The sequence below is a fragment of the Pseudomonas gozinkensis genome (genome assembly GCF_014863585.1).
Taxonomy (GTDB): domain Bacteria; phylum Pseudomonadota; class Gammaproteobacteria; order Pseudomonadales; family Pseudomonadaceae; genus Aquipseudomonas; species Aquipseudomonas gozinkensis.
On record NZ_CP062253.1, the window covers coordinates 6,245,704 to 6,267,092 of the forward strand.

General features: G+C 61.1%; 24 protein-coding genes and 1 other RNA gene. 11 read left to right on the forward strand and 14 right to left on the reverse strand.

All coding sequences use genetic code 11. The features are described from left to right. Positions 1-7: 7 nt before the first annotated feature. From IHQ43_RS27940 to IHQ43_RS27955, 4 genes are read right to left on the reverse strand one after another with little or no spacing between them, the layout of a single operon-like run. Complete coding sequence (locus tag IHQ43_RS27940) at positions 8-493, reverse strand: DUF4442 domain-containing protein (RefSeq protein ID WP_192562780.1); 486 nt, start codon at positions 491-493, stop codon at positions 8-10. Further along, positions 486-1,673, reverse strand: coding sequence for a 2-octaprenyl-6-methoxyphenyl hydroxylase (gene ubiH / locus IHQ43_RS27945; RefSeq protein WP_007951808.1), 1,188 nt, complete (start codon positions 1,671-1,673; stop codon positions 486-488). The genes IHQ43_RS27940 and ubiH overlap by 8 nt, the downstream gene beginning before the upstream one ends. Then, a complete protein-coding gene (gene pepP, locus IHQ43_RS27950; protein WP_085696903.1) occupies positions 1,670-3,004 on the reverse strand; it encodes a Xaa-Pro aminopeptidase in 1,335 nt (444 codons plus the stop codon). The genes ubiH and pepP overlap by 4 nt, the downstream gene beginning before the upstream one ends. Positions 3,005-3,031: 27 nt before the next feature. Continuing rightward, positions 3,032-3,592: a YecA/YgfB family protein gene (locus IHQ43_RS27955; protein WP_007951810.1), complete on the reverse strand. Its 561-nt coding sequence runs from the start codon at positions 3,590-3,592 to the stop codon at positions 3,032-3,034. Positions 3,593-3,717: 125 nt separating this feature from the next. Between IHQ43_RS27955 and IHQ43_RS27960 the strand changes: the two genes are divergently transcribed. The 4 genes from IHQ43_RS27960 (at position 3,718) to IHQ43_RS27975 (ending at position 5,136) form a co-directional block, all read left to right on the forward strand. Continuing rightward, on the forward strand, positions 3,718-3,927 hold the full coding sequence (locus IHQ43_RS27960; RefSeq protein ID WP_064379955.1) for a TIGR02449 family protein: 210 nt from the start codon (positions 3,718-3,720) through the stop codon (positions 3,925-3,927). Beyond that, positions 3,924-4,241 (forward strand): cell division protein ZapA, encoded by a 318-nt coding sequence (locus IHQ43_RS27965; RefSeq protein WP_007951811.1) that lies wholly within the window; start codon positions 3,924-3,926, stop codon positions 4,239-4,241. Before IHQ43_RS27960 ends, IHQ43_RS27965 begins: the two co-directional genes overlap by 4 nt. Before the next feature lie 30 nt (positions 4,242-4,271). Then, positions 4,272-4,450: non-coding RNA, 6S RNA (gene ssrS / locus IHQ43_RS27970), on the forward strand. Positions 4,451-4,530: 80 nt separating this feature from the next. Continuing rightward, complete coding sequence (locus tag IHQ43_RS27975; RefSeq protein ID WP_192562781.1) at positions 4,531-5,136, forward strand: 5-formyltetrahydrofolate cyclo-ligase; 606 nt, start codon at positions 4,531-4,533, stop codon at positions 5,134-5,136. Between the two features lie 35 nt (positions 5,137-5,171). Here the strand turns inward: IHQ43_RS27975 and IHQ43_RS27980 are convergent, their stop codons facing one another. Then, the gene (locus IHQ43_RS27980; RefSeq protein ID WP_024014743.1) at positions 5,172-5,327 is read right to left on the reverse strand and encodes a hypothetical protein; all 156 of its coding nucleotides are present in this window, start codon (positions 5,325-5,327) and stop codon (positions 5,172-5,174) included. A 197-nt stretch (positions 5,328-5,524) separates the two neighbouring features. Here IHQ43_RS27980 and IHQ43_RS27985 point away from each other — a divergent pair, with 197 nt between their 5' ends. Further along, positions 5,525-5,977, forward strand: a complete 453-nt coding sequence (locus IHQ43_RS27985) for an EVE domain-containing protein (protein ID WP_192562782.1) — start codon at positions 5,525-5,527, stop codon at positions 5,975-5,977. Positions 5,978-6,119: 142 nt separating this feature from the next. Here IHQ43_RS27985 and IHQ43_RS27990 read toward each other — a convergent pair whose 3' ends face one another. After that, entirely contained in the window at positions 6,120-6,527 is a 408-nt protein-coding gene (locus tag IHQ43_RS27990; RefSeq protein ID WP_192562783.1) for a flagellar basal body-associated protein FliL, read from the reverse strand. 150 nt (positions 6,528-6,677) lie between these two features. On the opposite strand from IHQ43_RS27990, the gene IHQ43_RS27995 reads away from it, so the two are divergent. Further along, positions 6,678-7,655, forward strand: a complete 978-nt coding sequence (locus IHQ43_RS27995; RefSeq protein WP_192562784.1) for an NADPH:quinone oxidoreductase family protein — start codon at positions 6,678-6,680, stop codon at positions 7,653-7,655. Between the two features lie 61 nt (positions 7,656-7,716). On the opposite strand, the gene IHQ43_RS28000 is transcribed toward IHQ43_RS27995, so the two are convergent. Further along, complete coding sequence (locus IHQ43_RS28000; protein ID WP_192565070.1) at positions 7,717-8,331, reverse strand: energy transducer TonB; 615 nt, start codon at positions 8,329-8,331, stop codon at positions 7,717-7,719. A 325-nt stretch (positions 8,332-8,656) separates the two neighbouring features. Between IHQ43_RS28000 and glpT the strand changes: the two genes are divergently transcribed. Further along, positions 8,657-10,006 carry a glycerol-3-phosphate transporter gene (gene glpT, locus IHQ43_RS28005; RefSeq protein WP_007951819.1) on the forward strand — a complete coding sequence of 450 codons (1,350 nt, stop codon included), beginning with the start codon at positions 8,657-8,659 and terminating at the stop codon, positions 10,004-10,006. On the opposite strand, the gene IHQ43_RS28010 is transcribed toward glpT, so the two are convergent. From IHQ43_RS28010 to IHQ43_RS28040, 7 genes are all read right to left on the reverse strand, one after another. Further along, positions 9,982-10,650: a gamma-glutamylcyclotransferase gene (locus IHQ43_RS28010; protein WP_007951821.1), complete on the reverse strand. Its 669-nt coding sequence runs from the start codon at positions 10,648-10,650 to the stop codon at positions 9,982-9,984. The genes glpT and IHQ43_RS28010 overlap by 25 nt on opposite strands. A gap of 210 nt (positions 10,651-10,860) precedes the next feature. Then, the gene (locus IHQ43_RS28015; protein WP_192562785.1) at positions 10,861-11,829 is read right to left on the reverse strand and encodes a CDP-6-deoxy-delta-3,4-glucoseen reductase; all 969 of its coding nucleotides are present in this window, start codon (positions 11,827-11,829) and stop codon (positions 10,861-10,863) included. After that, on the reverse strand, positions 11,829-13,295 hold the full coding sequence (gene ubiD, locus IHQ43_RS28020) for a 4-hydroxy-3-polyprenylbenzoate decarboxylase (RefSeq protein ID WP_192562786.1): 1,467 nt from the start codon (positions 13,293-13,295) through the stop codon (positions 11,829-11,831). The genes IHQ43_RS28015 and ubiD overlap by 1 nt, the downstream gene beginning before the upstream one ends. 69 nt (positions 13,296-13,364) lie before the next feature. Beyond that, positions 13,365-15,362, reverse strand: coding sequence for an acyltransferase family protein (locus IHQ43_RS28025; protein ID WP_192562787.1), 1,998 nt, complete (start codon positions 15,360-15,362; stop codon positions 13,365-13,367). 184 nt (positions 15,363-15,546) lie between these two features. Continuing rightward, positions 15,547-16,806: a transcription termination factor Rho gene (gene rho / locus IHQ43_RS28030; RefSeq protein ID WP_007951825.1), complete on the reverse strand. Its 1,260-nt coding sequence runs from the start codon at positions 16,804-16,806 to the stop codon at positions 15,547-15,549. Between the two features lie 251 nt (positions 16,807-17,057). Continuing rightward, positions 17,058-17,387, reverse strand: coding sequence for a thioredoxin TrxA (trxA, locus tag IHQ43_RS28035; protein WP_003206727.1), 330 nt, complete (start codon positions 17,385-17,387; stop codon positions 17,058-17,060). Positions 17,388-17,507: 120 nt separating this feature from the next. Further along, the gene (locus IHQ43_RS28040) at positions 17,508-18,215 is read right to left on the reverse strand and encodes a FadR/GntR family transcriptional regulator (RefSeq protein WP_192562788.1); all 708 of its coding nucleotides are present in this window, start codon (positions 18,213-18,215) and stop codon (positions 17,508-17,510) included. Between the two features lie 256 nt (positions 18,216-18,471). On the opposite strand from IHQ43_RS28040, the gene IHQ43_RS28045 reads away from it, so the two are divergent. Genes IHQ43_RS28045 through IHQ43_RS28060 form a run of 4 tightly spaced genes read left to right on the forward strand, consistent with a single transcriptional unit; the run spans position 18,472 to position 21,330 of the window. Beyond that, entirely contained in the window at positions 18,472-19,257 is a 786-nt protein-coding gene (locus IHQ43_RS28045; RefSeq protein WP_192562789.1) for a transporter substrate-binding domain-containing protein, read from the forward strand. Between the two features lie 21 nt (positions 19,258-19,278). Next, entirely contained in the window at positions 19,279-19,959 is a 681-nt protein-coding gene (locus IHQ43_RS28050) for an amino acid ABC transporter permease (protein ID WP_192562790.1), read from the forward strand. After that, on the forward strand, positions 19,956-20,606 hold the full coding sequence (locus tag IHQ43_RS28055; protein ID WP_192562791.1) for an amino acid ABC transporter permease: 651 nt from the start codon (positions 19,956-19,958) through the stop codon (positions 20,604-20,606). Before IHQ43_RS28050 ends, IHQ43_RS28055 begins: the two co-directional genes overlap by 4 nt. After that, a complete protein-coding gene (locus tag IHQ43_RS28060) occupies positions 20,593-21,330 on the forward strand; it encodes an amino acid ABC transporter ATP-binding protein (RefSeq protein ID WP_192562792.1) in 738 nt (245 codons plus the stop codon). The genes IHQ43_RS28055 and IHQ43_RS28060 overlap by 14 nt, the downstream gene beginning before the upstream one ends. The last annotated feature ends 59 nt before the right edge of the window (positions 21,331-21,389 follow it).

The window sequence follows — 21,389 nt, forward strand, 5'->3', positions numbered from 1 at the left end:
CCATGCTTTAAGCCTGTCTCGCTGGCGGCTTGAGCCGCACGTAAAGGGTTTTACCGACCCGCGCCACCAGGTTGCCGGCGCCGTCATGAATGTCGACCTGCAACTGCGGCAGGTATTTCTCGCCACTGGCGGTCTGCCGACGAATCTCGTCGAGCAGGGTGTCGTCGATGTTGAACCGGGCGAACACCGGGCCTTTGCCCGGCGAAATGAAATCAATGTCGGCGGCCTTGTCCCAGACGATGTACCGCGAACCGAGGTTCTCCATGAGCATCAACATGAAGAACGGATCGACCATCGAATACAGACTGCCGCCGAACTGGGTGCCGACGTAATTGCGGTTGTACCAGCCCAGGCCCATCGAGACCTGAATGTCACGAAAGTCATCGCTGATGTGCCGCACCCGGACACCGGCGCCGAAGTACGGCGGGTAGAACGTCATGATCCAGCGCATCAGTCGCGCTTTACCGAAAGTCTTTATCAGCCACTCACGCATCCGGCCGCGTCCCCAGCCCCATGGCCTGGCGGGCGAACCAGCGTTTGGCCGGCGGCAGCAGATCGAGGCCGAGCAGGCCGATGTTGCGCCCCAGCGACACCAGCGGCTGGGTGCTGCCGAACAGGCGCGTGACCTGATCGGAGAAGCCGACGGTGAGGTCCTGATCGAGGCGCTGACGCTCGCGATAAGCCTGCAACGTGGCGAAGTCACCCAGCGGTTTGTCGCTGGCCAGCAGCGCGGCGGCCAACGCGTCGGCATCGCGCAGTGACAGGTTGAAACCCTGCCCGGCAATCGGGTGCAGGCTGTGGGCAGCGTTGCCGAGGACGGCCAGATGCGAGCGCACCTGCTCTTCGGCCTCCACCAGCGACAGCGGGTACAGATGCCGCGCGCCGACCTGTTTCAGGGTGCCGAGGCGGTAACCGAACACGCCTTGCAGCTCGCTGAGGAAATCACGTTCGCTCAGGTCGGCCAGCCGTTGCGCGTCCATGCCCAGACGGGTCCAGACCAGCGCGCAACGGTTCTCCGGCAGCGGCAGCAGCGCCATCGGGCCTTCGTCGGTGAAGCGCTCGAACGCCATGCCGTTGTGCGCTTCGCTCGGGGTGATGTTGGCAATCAGCGCGCTCTGGTTGTACGGGCGCTTGCGTACGTTGATGCCCAGCTGTTCGCGCAGACCGGAACGGCCGCCATCGGCGAGCACCGCCAGATCGCACTCGACCGTCGTTTCGTCGTTGAGGGTCAGGCGGTAGCCGTCCGGCAATGGTTCCATGCGGGTGACTTCCGCCGGGCAGCGCCAGCTGATCACCTCTTTATCGAGGTGTTGCCACAGGCACTGGCCGAGCCAGGCGTTTTCCACTACATAGCCGAGCGCCGGCACGCCCTCTTCCATCGCCGAAAGACGGGCGGTGGAGAAACGACCACGGTCGGACACATGAATCTGCTTGATCGGCTCGGCGCGGCGGGAGATTTCCTGCCACACGCCCAGTCGCTGATAAATCTGCCGCGAGCCGAAGGACAGCGCCGAAGAACGCGCGTCGTAGCTTGGTTGCCAGGTGTCACCGGGGGCGAACGGTTCGATCAGCACGATCTTCCAGCCACGGGCCTTGGCCCCGGCCTGCAAGGCCAACGCCAGACTGGCGCCGACCAGACCGCCACCGATGATTGCCAGATTGACCCGGCTCATGCCGCGCAGGTCCGTGCTTGCGCCATCAGGGCTTCGATCTCGGCGACGGTTTTCGGCACGCCACCCGTCAGGATTTCACAACCGCTTTTGGTCACTACCACGTCATCCTCGATGCGCACGCCAATGCCGCGCCATTTCTTCGCTACGTTCTGATTGTCCGGGGCGATGTAGATGCCCGGCTCCACGGTCAGCGCCATGCCGACTTCCAGCACTCGCCATTCGCCGCCGACCTTGTACTCACCGACGTCATGCACATCCATCCCGAGCCAATGGCCGGCGCGGTGCATGTAAAAAGCCTTGTAGGCCTCGGAGGCGATCAACTCGTCCACTTCGCCCTGCAACAGCCCCAGCTTCACCAGCCCCGCGGTGATGACCCGAACCGTCGCTTCGTGCGCCTGGTTCCAGTGCTTGTTCGGAGCGATTTCGGCGAATGCCGCTTCCTGTGAGGCCAGCACCAGTTCGTAGATCGCTTTCTGCTCGGCCGAGAACTTGCCGTTGACCGGCCAGGTGCGGGTGATGTCGCTGGCGTAACAGTCGATCTCGCAACCGGCGTCGATCAGCACCAGATCGCCGTCCTTGAGCAGCGCGTCATTCTGCTGGTAATGCAGGATGCAGCTGTTGCGCCCGGCAGCGACGATCGAGCCGTAGGCCGGCATCTTCGCCCCGCCCTTGCGGAACTCGTAATCCAGTTCGGCTTCGAGGCTGTACTCGTAAAGCCCGGCCCGGCTGGCCTGCATCGCCCGGATGTGGGCCTGGGCAGAAATCCGCGCCGCTTCGCGCATCACCTTCACTTCTGCCGCCGATTTATACAGGCGCATGTCGTGCAGCAGGTGATCCAGGGCAACGAATTCGTTCGGCGGCTGGGCGCCGAGATGCGCCTTGGAGCGGATCACGTTGATCCAGTCCATCAGATGGCGGTCGAATTCCGGGTTGCTGCCCATGGCCGAATACACCCGGTCGCGACCTTCGATCAGGCCCGGCAGGATGTCGTCGATGTCGGTGATGGGGAAGGCGTCGTCGGCGCCAAAATCGCGAATCGCGCCTTCCTGACCGGCGCGCAGGCCGTCCCAGAGTTCCCGTTCGGCGTTGCGTTCACGGCAGAACAGCACGTACTCGCCGTGCTCACGACCGGGCATCAGGACGATCACCGCCTGTGGCTCGGGGAAACCGCTGAGGTACTGGAAATCGCTGTCCTGGCGATAGACATGCTCGACGTCGCGGTTGCGAATGGCAACCGCGGCGGCCGGCAGGATCGCGATGCTGTTGGGTTCCATCTGCGCCATCAGCGCCTTGCGACGCCGGGCGTATTCCGCTTTCGGGATATGGATCATGGGCAGATGGCTTTCCCTGGCACGCGATCAGTGCAGCGACGGCTTGGCCGCTGGCGGCACGTCGGCCTTTTTGGTTTCGGAGAACAGCAGCAGCGGAGCGACACGCAGGTACTCCATGACTTCCATATAGTCGCTTTCGCCGTCTTCGGACTCTTCCAGTGCATCTTGCACCTGGGAGATCGCTGCCAGATCCTGCAACACTTCAGTGGCTTCGGTACTCAGCATGCTGCTGTCGCGGCAGTTCAGGCCGAAACCGGTGAGGAAGCCCTGGCACCATTCGCCCAGCGCGGCGGCACGCTCGGCCAGTGGCGCGTCATCGTTCGGCAACAGCAGAACCACGGTGACGTCGTCGCCGGTGAGTTCGCTCTTGACCATTTCCTGCAGGCCGATCAGCGCGTTGCGGACGTTGTCCTGCGGCTCGCTTTCGAGCAGCTCGGCGGCATCGATCAGCCACTCTTCGGCATTGAAGCCGGCGCCAGCGCAACTGCGGCCCAGCAACAGGCCGTGCAGTTCGGCAGGCGAAACGGAGTGACCGCTGGAGTTCAGCAGGGTGGCAAAGCCTTGGTACGGGGAATTCTGAATGGGCATGGGCAGCTAGGCGCCAGACGGCGCTATGTCTAGAATGAAGGCCTTGTATCCTACATCGACAGACTCGCCAAGACCATTAAAGGCTGTCCGCCAGCCAAACCCATCAGACCGAATCAGTGGACACAATGGAAGACACCGACCTGCAAGCGCTGATGGCCAGACTCGAACTGCTGATTACCCGAGTCGAGCAACTAAAGAGTCAAAACGCACTCTTACATGCTCAGGAAAAGACCTGGCGCGAGGAACGCGCGCACCTCATTGAAAAAAACGAAATCGCCCGGCGTAAGGTCGAATCGATGATTTCGCGCCTCAAGGCCCTGGAGCAAGACTCATGAGTTCAAGCAATAGCGTTACCGTGCAGATCCTCGACAAAGAGTATTCGATCATCTGTCCCCAGGAAGAGCGCAGCAATCTGATCAGCGCCGCCCGCTACCTGGATGGCAAGATGCGCGAGATCCGCAGCAGCGGCAAAGTCATCGGCGCCGACCGCATCGCCGTGATGGCCGCGCTGAACATCACCCACGATCTCTTGCACAAAGAAGAGCGCCCGGACATCCAGGCCAGCGGTTCGACCCGTGAACAGGTGCGTGACTTGCTTGATCGTGTCGATCTGGTGCTGGCCGACGATCCGGACATCAGCAAGGGCTGATTCGCCAGGCCGCTTGAGTTATACTCGCCGCACTCCCTGGGGTGCTTGCCAGTTGACGATGTCCCTGAGCCGATTTGCACTACCCTGGGGGTTGCACGTTGGGCTGGTGTGCATGTCCGCCAGACGGAAAGCCTTAAAGCCTACTGCATCCTCCACCTTGAACTCTCGGGTTCAAGGGCTAAGTCGACAGCGGCTCATCCGGGGAGCCTGATTCGAATCCGATGCCGGTGCATGCCGGCATCGGATTTTTTATGCGTACGTTTTCGTCCCACCCTGCCGAAGCCGAACCATGACCGAACCCGCGTTGTTGCCCCGCCCCCAACTGCGCCGCCTGCTGCGCAAGGCCCGCCGCTCGCTGACGCGAAGCGAACAACGCCAGGCCGCCGAGGGTCTGTACAAGCAACTGGCACAAGACCCGCACTTTCGTCGGGCCAGACACATTTCCCTGTACCTTCCCACCGACGGTGAAATCGACCCGCGCCTGTTGCTGCGCGCCGCCCAGCGTCGGGGCAAGAAAACCTACCTGCCGGTGCTCAGTGCCTGGCCACGGACCAAAATGATCTTTCAGCAGATCCGCCCCGGCGAAAAACTCAAACCCAATCGCTTCCGCATTCTTGAGCCACGCGCCAATCTGGCCCGTCAGCGCAAGGTCTGGGCACTGGATCTGGTGTTGTTGCCACTGGTGGGATTCGACGATGTCGGCGGACGTCTGGGCATGGGCGGCGGTTTCTACGATCGCAGCCTGGCGTATCTGGCCCGACGCAAGACCTGGCGCAAGCCGACGCTGCTGGGCCTGGCCCATGAATGTCAGAAAGTCGAACGACTGGCGCAGGCCAGTTGGGATGTACCGTTGCAGGGAACGGTGACGGACAAGGCGTGGTATTTCGCGGGATAGACGCCGCGCGGATCAGCGGCGTCGAAAAAGCGTTTTCAGCGTTTGAACGCTGTCGACTGCTGTACTTGCTGCGCCACTTCGATCGGAGCATCGGTCTTGTTGGCCCAAAGGCTTTGCGCATAACCGGTGGTCACGACGCCCAGGCCGAACAAAATCACCAAAGTCCACAGCAAATCCGGTTTGCGTTTCATCGATTGCCCCCCTCAAGGCACATCATCACGATGACAGCAGCGGTTTCCATTCGTAGGCCGTGCAGCAGCGTCAAGCTTTAAAGGCCGGCATTTTGCGACAACGTGAACCTCTGCGCAAATGCTGACGTCAACCGACTGTCGGTTTGTCATAAAATTGCCGGACAACCTGCCCAATGACCGCTTGAGGAGCACACACCATGGCCTACTGGCTGATGAAATCCGAGCCCGACGAGCTCTCGATCAAGGGCCTGGAGAAGCTCGGCAAAGCGCGCTGGGACGGGGTTCGCAACTATCAGGCACGTAATTTCCTGCGGGCCATGGCGGTCGGGGATGAGTTCTTTTTCTACCATTCCAGCTGCCCGGAGCCTGGAATTGCCGGAATCAGCAAAATAATCGAAGCCGCGTACCCGGATCCCACCGCACTGGAACCGGAAAGCCATTACTTCGACCCGAAAGCCACGCCGGAGAAGAACGCCTGGAGCGCGATTGATGTCGCCCACGTGGAGACGTTCAGCCGGGTCTTGAAGCTGGATTATCTGAAACAGCAGACCGCGCTGGCCGAGATGCCGCTGGTGCAGAAGGGCTCGCGGCTGTCGGTGATGCCGGTGACGGCCGAGCAGTGGGCGGCGGCGATCGCGTTGAAACCCTGAGTCATTTGTCGCCTGACAAAATGCCATCGCGAGCAAGCTCGCTCCCACAGGGCTCAGCGGCGATCACACAAATGTGTGGCACCACAAAACCACTGTGGGAGCGAGCTTGCTCGCGAAGAGGCCCGCCCGGACAACGAATGCCTTACTGAATGATCAGGTTGTTGAACAACAGATCTTCAACCACCGGCTTGCCGGTCTCGTCATTCATCACTTGCTGGGTCTGCTTCAAGGCTTCCTGACGCAGTTTTTCCTTGCCTTCGATGCTGCCCATCGCATCGGTGGTCTGCTGGGTGAACAGCGCCACCAGCTGATTGCGGATCAGTGGTTCATTGGCCTTGACCAGTTTGGTCGCCTCTTCGCCAGTCACTCGCAGTGCCACGTCGGCCTTGTAGACCTTGAGCTTCGGGGTGCCATCCAGCCCGTAGTTGCCCACAAACGGCGGGCTCAGGGTGATGTAGTTGACCTTCGGCGCCTCGCCCTCTTTGGCTTCTTCGGCCTGCGCTGCCACAGGCAGAGACAGGGCCAGCAACAACATGATCCACGCTTTCACAATTCGCTCCTTATCCGGTTTGCGGCCTAGCATAACGACCCGCCGCGCAAGCACAAGCTTATGGCGGACTATCAGGGCCGGGCATGCTCGTTGACCCGTTGACTGCCACACCTACACTTATCGGCCATCACTCCCAAAGGAATAGCCCTGATGAAAGCCGTGCTGTGCAAAGCCTTCGGCCCTGCCGAATCGCTGGTGCTGGAAGACGTCGCCAGTCCTGTCGCCAAGAAGAACGAAATCCTGCTGGACGTGCACGCCGCCGGGGTCAACTTCCCGGACACGCTGATCATCGAGGGCAAGTACCAGTTCAAGCCGCCCTTCCCGTTCTCGCCAGGTGGCGAAGCTTCCGGCGTGGTCAGGGAAGTGGGTGAAAAGGTCAGTCACCTGAAGGTTGGCGACCGGGTCATGGCCCTGACCGGATGGGGCAGCTTCGCCGAGCAGGTCGCAGTACCGGGCTACAACGTGCTGCCGATCCCGCCATCGATGGATTTCAACACCGCCGCCGCCTTCAGCATGACCTACGGCACGTCGATGCACGCCCTCAAACAACGCGGCAACCTGCAACCGGGTGAAACCCTGCTGGTGCTCGGTGCCTCCGGCGGTGTTGGCCTGGCCGCCGTGGAAATCGGCAAAGCCATGGGCGCCCGGGTGATCGCCGCCGCCAGCAGCGCGGAAAAACTCGCCGTGGCCAAGGCTGCCGGTGCCGATGAACTGATCAACTACAGCGAAACCAGCCTCAAGGACGAAATCAAGCGCCTCACCGACGGCCAGGGCGCGGACGTGATCTACGACCCGGTCGGCGGCGACCTGTTCGACCAGGCCATCCGCGCCATCGCCTGGAACGGCCGCCTGCTGGTGGTCGGCTTCGCCAGCGGACGCATTCCCGAACTGCCGGTCAACCTTGCGCTACTCAAGGGCGCGGCAGTGCTCGGCGTGTTCTGGGGCTCCTTCGCCCAGCGCCAGCCGCAGGACAACGCGGCGAACTTCCAGCAATTGTTCGGCTGGTTTGCTGAGGGCAAATTGAAGCCGCTGGTCTCGCAGGTCTATCCGCTGGGCAATGCCGCGCAGGCGATCAATGATCTCGGGCAGCGCAAGGCTGTCGGGAAAGTTGTAGTGCAAGTGCGCTGACCTGATCGGGCGACGCGGAATTGATGGCAACTTCCGGGTCGCCCTTCAGAGCATTCCAGCCTTACATCAGACTGCGAATGTCCTCCGGCAACAGACTCATGTACGTCCGGACCGGGCTGTCGCGGCATCCCCTGACAATCGTCGCAATCCGCTTGTTCAGTCTGGCGATCATCGCCAGGCGTTGTTCGTCCGGCAGCTGCGCTTTGTGGAAGACATTGGAAAGGTAGGCCCTGGTGTGAACGAACACCTTGGCATCGATCCACGACTGTTCCGCAATGTTGCCGAGATATTCGTTCAGGGTGCGGCACTTCAAGGCTTTCAGTTGTCGGTTGATGTGGATGGGTTGATCCAGATCGAGCCTGAAGACCATCGGCGCGTGGACTCGCGTCTGGGCTGGTCTGTCGTCCTCGACGGTCCATGGTTTGAAACGCCATTGTTCGATGGCGACCCTGACCGCTTCAATCAGCTCCGGATGACTGTCTTGCGCAAAGCTGATCCGGTCGACCGAACCGTCGGCATGGACGGTGAACTCGGCGCCCACTTCACCGACCACGCCAGCCCTGAAAAGCCCCTGCGGATAGACTGGCCTCGGGTTGTTTTCCGGAATCAGCAGCACCTCGGACGCCCACGCGCCTCCCGATACAACCAGCAAAATCAGCAACACACACCACCGCATGAGCCCTCCCCCTTCACCGCACGAGTGCCCGATTGGCACCGCAAAAGGGTAGAGCCCGGCAGCCTGAAACAGAACGCCGCGCCTTCTGCATTGTTCGCAGGACATTTCCCAAACATGCGCCCTACAAAACCCTGAAACACGGCAGGAAGCTGCCGAAGTAACCTTTCCCACAGCGCCCCGCACTTATATCTGAGCGACATGTTCATAAAGGAACGCGCGACTTCCAACATTTCCGCTGTTTTGCCGATGGGAAGCGGTGCTATTTTCGGTAACGAAACTGTAACATTCGCATCCGCAGTCAAAACAAGAAATCTGGAGCTCTTGAATGTTTGCTTTCTTTCGTCCTGCCGCACATCAGGCTCCATTGCCTGAAGAAAAAATCGACAGCACCTACCGACGCCTGCGTTGGCAGATCTTCGCCGGCATCTTCTTTGGCTACGCGGGTTACTACCTGCTGCGCAAGAACTTCTCGCTGGCCATGCCGTACCTGATCGACGAGGGCTACAGCCGTGGCGATCTGGGTCTGGCGATGTCGGCCATCGCCATCGCCTACGGCCTGTCCAAGTTCCTCATGGGCCTGGTGTCCGACCGCTCCAATCCGCGTTACTTCCTGCCATTCGGCCTGCTGGTATCGGCCGGGGTGATGTTCATTTTCGGTTTCGCGCCTTGGGCAACGTCCAGCGTAACCATGATGTTCATCCTGCTGTTCATCAACGGTTGGGCCCAGGGCATGGGCTGGCCGCCGAGCGGACGCACGATGGTGCACTGGTGGTCGCAGAAGGAACGTGGCGGCGTGGTATCGGTGTGGAACGTGGCGCATAACGTCGGCGGCGGCCTGATCGGCCCCCTGTTCCTGATCGGCATGGGCCTGTTCAACGATTGGCACGCAGCGTTCTACGTCCCGGCTGCCGTAGCCCTGGCAGTAGCGGTGTTCGCTTTCGTGACCATGCGCGACACCCCGCAATCGGTCGGCCTGCCGCCGATCGAGAAGTACAAGAACGACTACCCGGAAGGCTACGACGCCAGCCACGAAGACGAATTCAGCGCCAAGGAAATTTTCGTCAAATACGTGCTGCGCAACAAAATGCTCTGGTACATCGCCATGGCCAACGTCTTCGTTTACCTGCTGCGCTACGGCGTGCTGGACTGGGCGCCGACCTACCTGAAGGAAGCCAAGGGTTTCACCGTGGATAAAACCTCGTGGGCCTATTTCTTCTACGAGTGGGCAGGGATTCCGGGCACGCTGCTGTGCGGCTGGATGTCGGACAAGATTTTCCGTGGCAACCGTGGCCTGACCGGCATGGTGTTCATGGCACTGGTGACCGTCGCGACGCTGGTGTACTGGCTGAACCCGGCCGGCAACCCGACCGTCGACATGATCGCGCTGTTCTCCATCGGCTTCCTGATCTACGGCCCGGTGATGCTGATCGGCCTGCAGGCGCTGGAACTGGCGCCGAAGAAAGCCGCCGGCACTGCCGCAGGCTTCACCGGCCTGTTCGGGTATCTGGGTGGTTCGGTCGCGGCCAGTGCAGCGATGGGCTACACCGTGGACCATTTCGGCTGGGATGGTGGTTTCGTGCTGCTGGTGGGCGCTTGCCTGCTGTCGATGGCTTTCCTGGCACCGACCCTGTGGCACAAGCAAGTCGCCAGTCAGAGCCGCGAAGCAGTCGCCTGATCGGCCTTTGACTTACAGCGCTTGAGCCGCGCCTCCAGATTCCGGTCTGGCATGGCGTGGCTGCGCAGAGCGTGGGCGGTCTGCTCGACATAATCGCGAGTCGTGCCGTACCGCCCGCAAGCGCTTTCGAACACCTGGCTCAGCACATGATCCGGCAAGTTGCCGGCATAGCTGGGCAGGTGTCGCTCCAATACGAATCCCAGCGCCTGAACCTGGCTGCCATCTTCGAGTCGGCAGTTGAGCCAGTGTGGCCGATAGGACGGGAACGGCATCTCGCGTTTCCACAGCGCATACAGCGCGCTGTCCAGATTGTCTTCCGGCAACCGGTAGGCGAAGCCGCTGCATGAACCGCCGCGATCCAGACCGAAGACCAGACCGGGCATTTCCGGCGTGCCGCGGTGCTCGTGGGACCACAGATACAAGCCACGATGGTAGCCATGCACGCGTCCGCGCACTCGCTCGACGGCGGAGCATTCCGGCCGCCAGATCAGCGAACCGTAGGCGAACAGCCACACCGGCCCGCCCTTGTGGCGCGCCATGGTCGACTGCATGGAAGCGAGAAGTTGTTCGTGCGTCAGCTGCGGCCCAAGATCGAGCCGCGGAGGGTAAGCCAGGTTCAGAAAAGCGTTTTCAATGGCGCTCATGGCGAATAGCGTTCAGCTCCCCGCGGGTGAAGAATTACTTAATAGAACGCACCGCTGTAACAATAAGGCACATATGTTTTAAGGCAATTTGAGTGCCATGGCACAGTTCTTAATTGATTGCCTGATGGATATATAACCTACCGGCATTTATGCAATTACATAAATACCGATCGGCTATATGGAGAGTTATAACGAACTCAGGAACAGGGCTCAAGAGCGCGGCGCGTATGCAAACACATCCGCACGCATCTGATGGGCATCCATCCCCGCTTCCACCAGCGCATCCAGCGTGCCGTAGACCATGGCCGGCGAGCCGCTGGCATAAACGTGCAGCGGTTTCAGATCAGGGAAATCCTCGCAGACCGCTTCGTGCAACATGCCGCAGCGCCCTTCCCAGCCGCATTGGTCACTGACGACTTTGTGCAGGAACAGATTGGGTAACTTCAGCCACTCGTCCCAATGTTCGATCTCATAGAAATCTTCCGGACGACGCACGCCCCAGTACAGGTGCACCGGATGTTTGAATCCGTTGGCCCGGCAATGTTCGATCAGACTGTGGATCTGGCCCATACCGGTGCCGGCGGCAATCAGCACCAGCGGTCCGTCCGGCAGTTCCGCCAAATGAGTGTCGCCGAACGGCAGTTCAACCCGCACCATCGCGTTGCGCTTGAGCTGATCGATCAGGCTCAGCGCACTGGATTCGCGCGCCAGCACATGGATTTCCAGATCGCGCCCGCCGTGGGGCGCCGAGGCCATGGAGAACGCCGACTTCTCGCCGTTCTCGCGCTCGATCATCAGATACTGACCCGCGTGATAACGCGGCGGCTTGCCGGCCGGCGCACGCAGGCGCACGCGCCAGGTATCGCCACCGACGTCCCGGCATTCGATGACCTGACACGACACGCTGCGCACCGGCAGTTCTCCCAGCGCGAGCACGCCATCCCACAGCACGATGCAGTCTTCCAGCGGCTCCGCTATGCAAGTGTAGAACTCGCCGTGGTCGTGCACCTTGCCGGCCTGTTCGACCCGACCTTCCACCAGCAGCGCCGCACACACATGGCAATTGCCGTTGCGGCAGCTTTGCGGGCATTCGTAGCCCAGGCGCCGCGCACCATCGAGAATCCGCTCTCCGGGCTGTATCTCGAGCACCGCTCCGGAGGGCTGCAGGGTTACACGCATCAATCTATTCCTAACTGATTCCAGATGGCATCGATCCGTTGGGTGACGGCATCATCCTTGACGATAACGCGGCCCCACTCGCGAGTGGTTTCGCCCGGCCACTTGTGGGTGGCGTCCAGGCCCATCTTCGAGCCGAGTCCCGACACCGGCGAGGCGAAGTCGAGGTAGTCGATCGGCGTGTTGTCGATCATCACCGTGTCGCGCTTGGGGTCCATGCGCGTGGTGATGGCCCAGATCACGTCGTTCCAGTCCCGCGCGTTGATGTCGTCGTCGGTGACGATAACGAACTTGGTGTACATGAACTGTCGCAAAAACGACCAGACACCCAGCATCACGCGCTTGGCGTGGCCCGGATACGACTTCTTCATCGTCACCACGGCCATGCGGTACGAGCAACCTTCCGGCGGCAGGTAGAAGTCGGTGATCTCCGGGAACTGCTTCTGCAGGATCGGCACGAACACTTCGTTCAGCGCCACACCGAGAATCGCCGGCTCATCCGGTGGACGGCCGGTGTAGGTGCTGTGGTAGATCGGCTTGATCCGGTGGGTGATGCGCTCGACGGTGAACACCGGGAAGCTGTCGACTTCGTTGTAGTAACCGGTGTGGTCGCCGTACGGGCCTTCATCGGCCATTTCACCCGGATGGATCACGCCTTCAAGGATGATTTCGGCAGTGGCCGGCACTTGCAGATCATTGCCACGGCACTTCACCAGTTCCGTGCGGCTGTCGCGCAGCAGACCGGCGAAGGCGTATTCGGAGAGGCTGTCCGGCACAGGGGTGACTGCGCCGAGAATGGTCGCCGGATCCGCGCCGAGGGCCACGGACACCGGGAACGGCTGGCCCGGATGCTTCTCGCACCACTCACGAAAATCCAGCGCACCGCCACGGTGGCTGAGCCAGCGCATGATGACCTTGTTGCGGCCGATCACTTGCTGACGGTAAATGCCGAGGTTTTGCCGATCCTTGTTCGGACCTTTGGTGACCGTCAGGCCCCAGGTGATCAGCGGCGCCACGTCGCCCGGCCAGCAGGTCTGCACCGGCAGCATCGCCAGATCGACGTCGTCGCCTTCGATGACCACTTCCTGGCACTGCGCGTCTTTGACGACTTTCGGCGCCATCGCGATGATTTTGCGGAAGATCGGCAGCTTCGACCACGCGTCCTTCAAACCCTTCGGCGGCTCCGGTTCCTTGAGGAACGCCAGCAGCTTGCCGATTTCGCGCAGTTCGCTGACCGACTCGGCGCCCATGCCCATGGCGACCCGCTCGGGGGTGCCGAACAGGTTGCCGAGCACCGGGATGTCGTAACCGGTCGGCTTCTCGAACAGCAGCGCCGGGCCCTTGGCCCGCAGCGTGCGGTCGCACACTTCGGTCATTTCCAGCACCGGCGAGACGGGAATCTGGATGCGTTTCAACTCTCCGCGCTGCTCAAGCTGCTGCACGAAATCCCGAAGATCCTTGAATTTCATTGACGATGGCACCCTCAAAATAGGCGTACATCCTACCTGCTATGCCGGTCGCTGGCAGCCCGTCACTGCTTACTTGGCTGCATTCGCCTGACCTTTCCCAAGATTTGCCCTGGCCTGCAAGCCGACAAACAGCGGTTCGAGGATCGGCGCCACGAAGCGCGCACCGACCTCCGACAAGTGATTGTCATCGGTGTAGAGCGAGTAACCACTGAGCTCGGCACGGCACAGCCCCCTGTCATCGCATAGTTTCGGCGCCGGATCGACGACGCGCACCGCCGGGTCTTTCGCCAGATCGGCGAACAGCTGACTGATGAACGCCTGGCGCTTGTGGTGTTCGGCGACGTTCAGCCCGACTTCATCCACAGGACGATCCAGCATCGCCAGCCGCGTCAGACGGTACGGCGGACTGAAAGCCTGCAACGGCGCCTCTTTCACCAGCCAGACCCGATGCCCGCCTGCCCGCAACTGCGCCACCCGTGTGCGCAGTCCGTCAGCCAGGCGCCGCTCGGCGACGGCACGGTCGTAGTGCCCGTCAGGCGTCCTCAAGACATGGCCCAGATCACCTTTGGCATCGCCATAGAGATACAGACTCCAGCGTGCGACCAGCACCACATCACTGACTGCTTGCGGTTTGATTGCCTGCACCACTCGCTGGTTGAATCGCGCGCAGCGGGCGTCATGCTCAAGACCTTCCACCGGTATGCACCCCGGCGAACTGGCGAGGTTCACGCTGACGCCATGGGCTTTTGCGCCATCGTCGAACACGGGGATCAGCGCCGTGGCATGGCTGTCGCCCCAGACCAGCGCTCGCGGCAAGCGACTTTGCAACCCGTAATGACAGAACAGCTTGTCATCAGGGGTCTTGTCGTCAGCCAGGCACGCCATCAACTCTGGCCGCCAGTCTCGGCCCTTGGCGTATTGCAGCGCCTGATCCGAAAGGCGCCATGGCAGGCCATCGGTCCAGCGCAGGGTTTGCCCGGCCAGTCCGATTATCAGCACGCCGAATGCACCGGCGATCAGAATCTGCCGGCGCCCGGCCAGCAAGCGCCGCTCGCGGAACGGCGTCTCGACGAATTTCCACGACAGATAACCCAGCACCAGGGTCAGCAGGATCAGCCCGGCGCTGTCGAAGGCGCTCGGCTCCTCGACGCTGGCGTAGCTGGAAAACACGAACACCGGCCAGTGCCACAAGTACCAGGAATAGGAAATCAGACCCAGACCGACCATGACCCGACTGCTCAAGAATTGACCCACCCAGGTCTGGCGATGACCGTTGGCCAGGATCAGCAGCACCACGCCCAGCACCGGCAGCAATGCCGCCGCGCCGGGGAACGGCGTGCGCTTGTCGAAACCGAACACCGCCAACAGAATCAGGCCCATGCCGAGCAGGCTCAACAGTTGCGCGGCCATCGGCTTGAGGCGCCAGGCATGTTTCGGCGCGATCGCCAGCATCGCCCCGGCCAGCAGCTCCCACGCTCGCATCGGCAACAGGAAGAACGCTTTTTCCGGATGGTGATTGACCGCCCATATGCTCAAGCCGAAAGACACCAGCAACACGCTGAACAATGCCAGCCGCCAATGCTTCAACCGACTCGACAGCAAGGTCAGCAACAACGGAAAGATGATGTAGAACTGTTCCTCCACCGCCAGCGACCAGGTATGCAGCAGCGGTTTGAGATCCGAGGCGACATCGAAATAGCCGTCCTGGCGCATGAACAGGATGTTCGAGACGAACAGCACCTGATAGCGCACCGAACGCCCGAGCTCTTCGTAGTCCTTGGGCGCCATCAGGAACCAGCCCACCGCCAGCACCGCGATGATCATCGCAAACAACGCCGGCAGGATCCGCCGCGCACGCCGCGACCAGAACTCGACAAAACTGAACCGGCCGGCCTGGCGTTGATTCCAGATGATCGAGGTGATGAGGTATCCGGAGATCACGAAAAACACGTCCACACCGACAAAACCGCCGGTGAAACCCGGGACGCCAAAATGGAACAGCACCACGGCAATCACCGCGACTGCCCGCAAGCCGTCGATATCCCTTCGATAAGCGAGTGTGCTCATAAATCTTTAATGCCAATCAGATGGTTGTTTTTTGTACAGCCTGCCGATGAGAAACGGAGGCTGCTTTTTGTTGTGCCAACTCACTGACCTTAGCTGATCGAAAACCTCCCATGATTTGTACAAAAAACGGGCAAAAAAAATGGCGCCCCCTTAGGGACGCCATTTTCAGACTCGACCGACGATATTACTTGCGCTTCATCGACAGGAAGAATTCGTCGTTGGTCTTGGTCGTTTTCAGCTTGTCGACCAGGAACTCGATGGCCGCCACTTCGTCCATCGGGTGCAGCAGTTTGCGCAGGATCCACATACGCTGCAGTTCGTCGTCGGCGGTCAACAGCTCTTCGCGACGAGTACCGGACTTGTTGATGTTGATGGCCGGGAACACACGCTTCTCGGCGATACGACGGTCCAGTGGCAGCTCCATGTTGCCGGTGCCCTTGAACTCTTCGTAGATCACTTCGTCCATCTTCGAGCCGGTTTCAACCAGCGCGGTGGCGATGATGGTCAGCGAGCCGCCTTCTTCGATGTTGCGCGCGGCGCCGAAGAAACGCTTCGGTTTCTCCAGGGCGTGGGCATCGACACCACCGGTCAGCACCTTGCCGGAGCTCGGGATCACGGTGTTGTAGGCACGGGCCAGACGGGTGATGGAGTCGAGCAGGATCACCACGTCCTTCTTGTGTTCGACCAGGCGCTTGGCCTTCTCGATCACCATTTCAGCCACTTGTACGTGACGGGTCGGCGGCTCGTCGAAGGTCGATGCAACCACTTCGCCGCGCACGGTGCGCTGCATTTCGGTCACTTCTTCCGGACGCTCGTCGATCAACAGCACGATCAGGTGAACTTCAGGGTTGTTACGGGCGATGTTCGCCGCGATGTTCTGCAGCATGATCGTTTTACCGGCTTTCGGCGGTGCAACGATCAGACCGCGCTGGCCTTTGCCGATCGGGGCGCACAGGTCGATAACACGACCGGTCAGGTCTTCGGTGGAACCGTTACCGGCTTCCATCTTCATGCGCACGTTCGGGAACAGCGGGGTCAGGTTCTCGAAGAGAATCTTGTTCTTCGCGTTCTCAGGACGATCGAAGTTGATCGTGTCGACCTTGAGCAGGGCGAAATAACGCTCGCCTTCCTTCGGAGGGCGGATCTTGCCAACGATGGTGTCACCGGTGCGCAAGTTGAAACGGCGGATCTGGCTCGGCGAGACGTAGATGTCGTCAGGGCCGGCGAGGTAGGAAGCGTCAGCGGAGCGCAGGAAGCCGAAGCCGTCCTGGAGAATCTCCAGCACGCCATCACCGGAGATTTCCTCACCGCTTTTAGCGTGCTTTTTCAGCAGGGAGAAAATCACGTCCTGCTTGCGCGAACGGGCCATATTTTCTATGCCCATCTGTTCGGCCAATTCGAGCAGTTCGGTAATCGGCTTTTGCTTGAGTTCAGTCAGATTCATATAGGAATGACGTAATCATTTATGGAGGGGGGGGAAATTAAGCTTTTGGCTTAATGAGGCCGCGCCGCGGAGAAGGCGACAGGATCGCGTACTTATTCGAAAAGGAGTGCGTCGGCGACGGCTAGCAGGGGGCAGTGGAGAAACCAGTGCGGGGCCGAATGTACCACCTGAGTTTCGGAGCGTCTAGCCCTGAATACGCAAAAAGCCCCGCAATTTGCGGGGCTTTTTGAGGACACGCTTTACCGCGACGCTTAGATGTTGGCGTCGAGGAAAGCAGCCAGTTGCGACTTCGACAGAGCGCCAACCTTGGTCGCTTCCACGTTGCCGTTCTTGAACAGCATCAGGGTCGGAATACCACGTACGCCGTGCTTGGCAGGGGTTTCCTGGTTTTCGTCGATGTTCAGTTTGGCAACAGTCAGCTTGCCTTTGTAAGTCTCTGCAATCTCGTCCAGAACCGGAGCGATCATTTTGCAAGGGCCGCACCATTCAGCCCAGTAGTCGACCAGGACAGCGCCTTCGGCCTTGAGTACGTCGGCTTCGAAGCTAGCGTCGCTAACGTGTTTGATCAGATCGCTGCTCATGGAATTCTCCAGGTTGTAAGCAAAAAAACGTGGCCCATCATAGCCGCCCTTCCCTTGTTCAGGAAGCCGCAGATGATTGAGTCTTGCTATGGCACTCGATGAGTTTGGGTATAGCTCAAGTCACGCGCCGGCGGGGGCGATGAAGGAAATTCCGGTGCGCAGCGCCGCGTTACGCACGTGCTCCTGCATGGCTTTCTGCGCGGCGGCGGAGGCCCGGCGGGCCAGGGCGCGGAGGATCTTGCGGTGTTCCTGCCAGGTTTCCATGGCCCGCTCGGCACGGATGAACGGTAGCTTCTGGCTCTCCAGAAAGATGTCGGCGCTGGCGGTGAGGATGCTCAGCATCGCCTGATTGCCGCTGGCCAGCAGGATCCGCCGGTGGAATTCGAAATCCAGTTTCGCCGCAGCCTCGAAGTCACTGGCGCGCAGTTGCTCGCGCATGGCGGCGACGTTGTCTTCCAGTTCATCCAGATCAAACGTGCTCAACGTCACCGCCGCCAGACCGGCCGCGAACCCTTCCAGCGCATAGCGCAACTGAAAGATCTCCAGCGGTGAAGCCTGGGCTGCAAACGGCCAGGCCGGCGCGCCCTCGCCGCGCGGCAGCTCCACCGGCGCCTGCACGAACACGCCTTTGCCCGGCTGGATGCTGACCACGCCCAGCGCACTCAAGGACGACAACGCCTCACGCAACGACGCACGGCTGACACCCAGCTGAACCGCCAGATCCCGTTGCGAAGGCAGCGCATCGCCGGGGCCGAAGCCCTGCTCGGTAATCAGTTTGCGGATCGCTTGCAGCGCCACTTCGGGTACGGCGCGGGAGATCGAGTTCATGGTTTTCCAGACGGACCAGGCCAAGGTGCGGCCAGTTGTAATGCTATTCGAGGGATCAGGCAAGTCGTGCCCCAGCGGGGTTCGGCGGCGCACGCCGATGCGCTATCGCAGTGCGAAACCCTACCTGACTGTTCAGACCAGTAAGACCGAACAAACCCGCCAAACCCGTGGCTTTGCGGGGCCGAACTCTTGTATTGGCACGACCCATGCTCTGTCCGATCGCAGAATTCACTTCCCGCCGATCCGGAGATTGTCCATGACGAAGCGTTACAGCGCCCTCCTCGCCGCCCTGTTTGCCGGTCTGATGCTGAGCCAGGCCCCCGCCCATGCCGACGGTCTGGACGACGTGGTCAAACGCGGCACTTTGAAAGTCGCGGTGCCTCAGGACTTCCCGCCGTTCGGTTCGGTCGGCCCGGACATGAAACCGCGCGGCCTCGATATCGACACCGCGAAACTGCTGGCCGACCAGCTCAAGGTCAAACTCGAACTGACCCCGGTCAACAGCACCAACCGCATCCCGTTCCTGACCACCGGCAAGGTCGATCTGGTGATTTCCAGCCTTGGCAAAAACCCCGAGCGTGAAAAGGTCATCGATTTCTCCCGCGCCTATGCGCCGTTCTACCTCGCCGTGTTCGGCCCGCCGGACGCAGCCGTCAGCACCCTGGACGACCTCAAGGGCAAGACCATCAGCGTCACCCGGGGCGCCATCGAAGACATCGAGCTGACCAAGGTCGCCCCCGAAGGCGTGACCATCAAGCGCTTCGAAGACAACAACTCGACCATCGCCGCCTACCTCGCGGGGCAAGTCGACCTGATCGCCAGCGGCAACGTGGTGATGGTCGCAATCAGCGAAAAGAACCCGAAACGCGTGCCCGCGCTGAAAGTGAAGCTCAAGGATTCGCCGGTCTACGTCGGCGTGAACAAGAACGAGCCGGCGCTGCTGGGCAAGGTCAACGAGATTCTGGCCACCGCCAAGGCTGACGGCGCGCTGGAAAAGAATGCGCAGACCTGGCTCAAAGAGCCGCTGCCGGCCGACCTCTGACCGGCGACGCGGGAGACTTTCATGGCCTATCAGTTCGATTTCTTGCCGGTGGTGGAAAACACCGACCTGCTGCTGCGCGGGGCGTTGTTCACCCTTGAGCTGACGGCCATTGGTGCGTTGCTCGGGGTCGGCGTGGGTATCGTCGGGGCGTTGGTGCGGGCGTGGAACATCCGTCCGTTCTCGACGATCTTCGGCGTCTATGTGGAGTTGATCCGCAACACGCCCTTCCTGGTGCAGCTGTTTTTCATCTTCTTCGGCCTGCCGTCCCTCGGCGTGCAGATTTTCGAGTGGCAGGCGGCGGTGCTGGCGATGGTGATCAACCTCGGGGCGTACTCGACCGAGATCATCCGCGCCGGCATCCAGGCGATTCCGCGCGGGCAGCTGGAAGCAGCGGCGGCATTGGCGATGAGCCGTTTCGAAGCGTTCCGCCACGTGGTGCTGCTGCCGGCGCTGGGCAAGGTCTGGCCGGCACTGAGCAGCCAGATCATCATCGTCATGCTCGGTTCGGCGGTGTGTTCGCAGATTGCCACCGAGGAGCTGAGCTTCGCCGCCAACTTCATTCAGTCGCGCAACTTCCGCGCGTTTGAAACCTATGCCCTGACCACCCTCATTTATCTGTGCATGGCGCTGCTGATCCGTCAGCTGCTGAACTGGCTCGGTCGGCGTTACCTGTCGAAAAGCAGCGCAAGGAGCAGCCAATGAGCGACTTCACGTTCTGGGACATCCTGCGCAACCTGCTCACCGGCCTGCAATGGACGCTGGCGCTGTCGCTGGTGGCGTTCATCGGCGGCGGGATCGTCGGGTTGCTGATCCTGATCATGCGCATCTCGAAAAACGCCCTGCCCAGCAGCATCGCCCGCACCTGGATTGAGCTGTTTCAGGGCACACCGCTGTTGATGCAGCTGTTTCTGGTGTTCTTCGGCGTAGCGTTGGCCGGGGTGGAAATTTCGCCGTGGATGGCAGCGGCGATAGCCCTGACGCTGTTCACCAGCGCCTACCTGGCGGAGATCTGGCGCGGCTGCGTCGAGGCGATTCCCACCGGCCAATGGGAAGCTTCGTCGAGCCTGGCGCTGAATCCGCTGGAGCAACTGCGCTACGTGATCCTGCCGCAAGCGCTGCGCATTGCCGTGGCGCCGACCGTGGGTTTCTCGGTGCAAGTGGTCAAGGGCACCGCCGTGACCTCGATCATCGGCTTCACCGAGCTGACCAAGACCGGCGGCATGCTCGCCAACGCCACCTTCGAACCGTTCATGGTCTACGGCCTCGTTGCCCTGGGCTACTTCCTGCTCTGCTACCCCCTGTCCCTCAGTGCGCGCTACCTGGAAAGGAGACTGCATGCCTCTGCTTAGAATTTCCGCCCTGCATAAATACTACGGCGATCACCACGTACTCAAAGGCATCGACCTGAGCGTCGAGGAAGGCCAGGTGGTGGCGATCATCGGCCGCAGCGGCTCGGGTAAATCCACCCTGCTGCGCACCCTCAACGGTCTGGAGTCGATCAATGACGGCGTGATCGAAGTCGACGGCGAATACCTCGACGCCGCCCGCGCCGATCTGCGCAGCCTGCGGCAGAAAGTCGGGATGGTGTTTCAGCAGTTCAATTTGTTCCCGCACCTGACCGTTGGCGAGAACGTGATGCTCGCGCCGCAAGTGGTGCAGAATGTGCCCAAGGCCAAGGCGCAGGAGCTGGCGCGGCAGATGCTGGAGCGCGTTGGGCTGGGCGAGAAGTTCGACGCGTTCCCGGAGCGCCTCTCGGGCGGTCAGCAACAGCGCGTGGCGATTGCACGGGCGCTGGCGATGTCGCCCAAGGTGCTGCTGTGCGACGAGATCACCTCGGCGCTGGACCCGGAGCTGGTCAACGAAGTGCTCAGCGTGGTCCGCCAGCTCGCGAAAGAAGGCATGACGCTGATCATGGTCACCCACGAAATGCGCTTCGCCCGAGAGGTCGGGGACAAGCTGGTGTTCATGCACCAGGGCAAGGTCCACGAGGTCGGTGACCCGAAAGTGCTGTTTGCTGATCCGCAGACGCCGGAACTGGCGAACTTCATTGGCACTGTTGAAGCGACTGCCTGAAGGATCTTCGGGACTTTTCTGGCCTCATCGCGGGCAAGCCCGCTCCCACAGGGGTCTGT